The 4,309-nt window shown below is 36.5% G+C and carries 3 protein-coding genes; all 3 read left to right on the forward strand.

Annotation, left to right across the window (positions count from 1 at the left end; translation table 11 throughout):
* Positions 1-117, forward strand: a 117-nt coding sequence (locus C8D80_RS12675; RefSeq protein ID WP_133610984.1) for a T9SS type B sorting domain-containing protein, incomplete at its 5' end; no start/stop codon positions are given.
* 165 nt (positions 118-282) lie between these two features.
* Positions 283-669, forward strand: a complete 387-nt coding sequence (locus tag C8D80_RS12680) for a hypothetical protein (RefSeq protein WP_133610986.1) — start codon at positions 283-285, stop codon at positions 667-669.
* Between the two features lie 8 nt (positions 670-677).
* Positions 678-4,309 (forward strand): PKD domain-containing protein (locus tag C8D80_RS12685; RefSeq protein ID WP_133610988.1); only part of this gene is annotated, 3,632 nt, incomplete at its 3' end.

The raw sequence follows: 4,309 nt of genomic DNA on the forward strand, positions 1-4,309 counted from the left end.
TGGGATGGAACATATAATCAAGAATTACTTCCATCAACCGATTACTGGTTCTCATTAGATTACATGGAAAATGGTGTGGCGAAACAGTTTAAAGCTCACTTTACGATGAAACGTTAATTTTAAAATATCTCATACAGAAGAGGATTAATAGTTATATTAATCCTCTTTTTTTTGTAGTATTTTTATTTTATTTTCGATAAAGTTCAAAAAAAACTGATTATCTATTGTTTTTTTTGTTCTTTTTTTTTACTATTGTTAAGATTATTATAAAAAAATCTTAAAATGAAAATTTACCTATCATTTGTTTTGTGCTTGTTAGCATATTTCTCTTGTTTTTCACAAAAAATTAGTGAAAAAAATTATAATCTTCCTCCTGGGTATGTATTAAGTTCAAAAAGAACCATCCTAGATTTATCTTTTAAGATTGATAAAACCAAGCCTATGCTAAATTATGATAGTAAAGATTTAAAGGTTTTGAAAAATTTGTCATCGGAGCAAGTTGAGGAGTATAAAGATAAGTTAGGTGATTATTATTTTTATTATAAAGAAGGAATTGCTTATATAAATACTCTTTCAAATAAAGTTAAAGATATATATACTATTGAAGAAATTTGGTATATCTATATTTTTGATCAAAAGTTAAAAGATAAATTGTTAACTATTAAATAGTTTATGTAATGAAAATAAAGTACTCTCTAATTTTTTTATTTTTACTTGTAAGTTTTATTTCTTTTGGTCAAACTTATAACATGCCAAATGGCTCAAATGGAACAATAACAACATGTTCAGGAACTTTCCGTGATGGTGCGGGAGATTATGGTTCAAGTCAAAATAGTACAATTACATTTTGTCCTTCAACACCTGGAGATAAAATCCGAATAACATTTACTTCATTTGCAACTGAAGATGGATTTGATATTTTAGAAGTTTGGAATTCTAATACAGCTGGCGCTGCAGGAACAGGTGCAGATGCTTTTACGGGAACTCCTGCATTGCCTTTTGTTATCACATCAACTAGTCCAGATGGTTGTATTTCTTTTAGATTTAGATCTGATGGTTCATTTGAAGATGCTGGATGGTCAGCCACTATATCATGTGTTACACCTTGTTCACCACCTACAGCTGCATTAACTGTAACTACACCGTTAAATATTTGTCCAAGTACAGCTTTGAATCCTGGAAGTACAAATGTTTCGTTTAATGCATCAGCTTCTACAACTCCATCGGGAAGTTTAGTAAGATATGAATGGGATTGGGGCGATGGAACAACTAGTGTTACAAATACTGCAACTACATCTCATACCTTTCCTACAACAGGTGGTATATACTTAGTAAGATTAAAAGTAAGAAATAATATTACAACAACTGATCCTTTGGGTTGTCAGAGTATTAATGCTGCTACAAGATTAATTCGAGTTTCTCCAGCTCCAAGTTTTACAGGAACTTCAACAACAGTTAATTTGAATTGTGGAGAATCTACCACTCTAAATGGAATTGCTGTGTCACAAACGGTAAATCAGTCGCCTCCAACAGTTTTAGCTGGTGTAACTTCTCTTCCTAATGGAGTTGGTGTTAGCTATTCGTCTGGACTAGATTTCTCCGGGTTATTTTCGCCTGGCGCTACTATGACTTCAGCTTGTTATCCTACATTGACATTTAATCTTGAGCATTCTTATAGTGGAGATTTAGATATTGAGTTAGTTGCTCCATCTGGTGAAGTTGTTAAAGTGTATGATAGTCATGGAGGTGGTACAAAATTTGGCACTTGTGCAAATCAGAATGATGATACTGTTCCAGGTTGTGGTACTACATATACAGTTGTAAATACTGGTGGAGTTGCATGGACAGCTGCAGGAGTTACTACTACTACTACATCAACTTGTGCTGGCTATACTGGAGCTTGTGAGACAGGGAGTTATTACATATCACAAACTTATAATTCAACAAACCCTTTCACTGCTTTTAATGGTGCACAACTAAATGGTGTTTGGACAATAAGGATTAGTGATAATTTAAATTTAGATGATGGTACTCTTTTTAATTGGTCTTTAACGTTTCCTTCTTCATGTTATGGAAGTGTTGATACAATAACCCCTGATTTATCTTCAGCTGTATGGACTACAAGTGGTGGTGCACCATCTGTACCTGCTCAAACAACAACAACTACTGTAGTTAATAATCCAGGACCTGTTGCCTGCCCTACAGCAGGTGCTTGTGTTGGGAATCAATTGACAAATAACATTACAGTAGGACCTTTCAATACTGCTGGGACTTTTACATATAATTTTACTGTTACTGATGAAAATGGTTGTCAATTTTTAAGAAGTGCAACTGTTAATGTGTCAGGAGCATGTGCTACAGCAAATATTGCTTATGCAGGGTCTCCTTTTTGTACAACTTCTGCTCCAGTCAATGTAAATTTAACTGGAACAGGTGCCTTTTCTACAGGTGTTTTTAGTGCTCCTGCTGGATTGTCAATCAACACAACCACCGGACAAATTACACCTTCGACGAGTACACCGGGTACATATACGGTTACTTATACTATTGTTCCTAACGCTTGTTGTGCTGTTCCGGTTGTAGCAACAACATCTGTTACTATTAGCGCTGGGCCTACAATAAGTTCGTTAACTTCAACTTCGCCAATATGTAGTGGTTCTAATGCTGTTTTTAATCTTACAGGGACACCAAACTCTATAGTCAGTTATAATATTAATGGAGGAACAACAGTAACTACTACCTTAAATGCTTTAGGTACAGCTTCTGTTACAGTTCCTAGCGTAATAGCAAATACAACTCTTAATGCAACATTAGTTTCTTTAGCAGGTACTCCTGTTACTGGTTATGGTTTGTCAGCGACAGGAGGAATAAATCCAGGAAATTCTACAGGTATTATTTCTGCTTCTGGTGCAGCTGCTAATGCAATAAATTGTGCATATGTTGATAATACAAATACTACTCTAACAATTACATTGCAAAATACTGTTCCAGCTGGTACAACAATAACTATAAGTATTGCAAGGGATACAAATGCTGGAGTTGTTACTATTTCAGACGGAGTCGCTACTATAGGTACTTTTAATGCTGCTCCAAATGATGTGCTCCAATATATTAATGTTACGACAACCGTAGCAACAAATACTATTGTGATTACCAGAACAGCTGGTGTTGTTTGGATCGATGGAGTACAATATGTGTTTACTCCTACGAGTTGTAGTACGGCATTAAGTTTATCAAATACAGTTAATGTTACACCACAAAACACTATTGCATCAGGCACAAGTCAAACGGTTTGTATTAACAGTGCAATTACAAATATTACATTAGCAACTACAGGTGCAACAGGAGCAACCTTTGCAGGATTACCAGCAGGAGTTACCGGTTCATGGGCAGGAAACGTAGCTACGATAAGTGGAACGCCAACCGCAAGTGGAATATTTAATTATACTGTAACTACAACAGGCGGATGTCCACCAGCGACAACCACAGGAACTATTACAGTTACACCATTGAACACTATTGCATCAGGCACAAGTCAAACGGTTTGTATTAACAGTGCAATTACAAATATTACATTAGCAACTACAGGAGCAACAGGAGCAACCTTTGCAGGATTACCAGCAGGAGTTACCGGTTCATGGGCAGCAAATGTTGCTACGATAAGTGGAACGCCAACCGCAAGTGGAATATTTAATTATACTGTAACTACAACAGGCGGATGTCCACCAGCGACAACCACAGGAACTATTACAGTTACACCATTAAATACAATTGCAGCAGGAATAAATAGAACTACTTGTATCAATACAGCTATCACTAATATTACATTAGCTACAACAGGCGCAACAGGAGCAACCTTTGCAGGATTACCAGCAGGAGTTACCGGTTCATGGGCAGCAAATGTTGCTACGATAAGTGGAACACCAACCGCAAGTGGAATATTTAATTATACTGTAACTACAACAGGCGGATGTCCACCAGCAACAACCACAGGAACTATTACAGTTACACCATTGAACACTATTGCATCAGGTACAAGTCAAACGGTTTGTATTAACAGTGCAATTACAAATATCACATTAGCAACTACAGGCGCAACAGGAGCAACCTTTGCAGGATTACCAGCAGGAGTTACCGGTTCATGGGCAGGAAACGTTGCTACGATAAGTGGAACACCAACCGCAAGTGGAATATTTAATTATACTGTAACTACCACAGGCGGATGTCCACCAGCGACAACCACAGGAACTATTACAGTTACACCATTGAACACTATTGCATCAGGCACAAGTCAAACGGTTTGTATTAA

The sequence above is a fragment of the Flavobacterium cheniae genome (assembly GCF_004363695.1).
Taxonomy (GTDB): Bacteria; Bacteroidota; Bacteroidia; order Flavobacteriales; family Flavobacteriaceae; genus Flavobacterium; species Flavobacterium cheniae.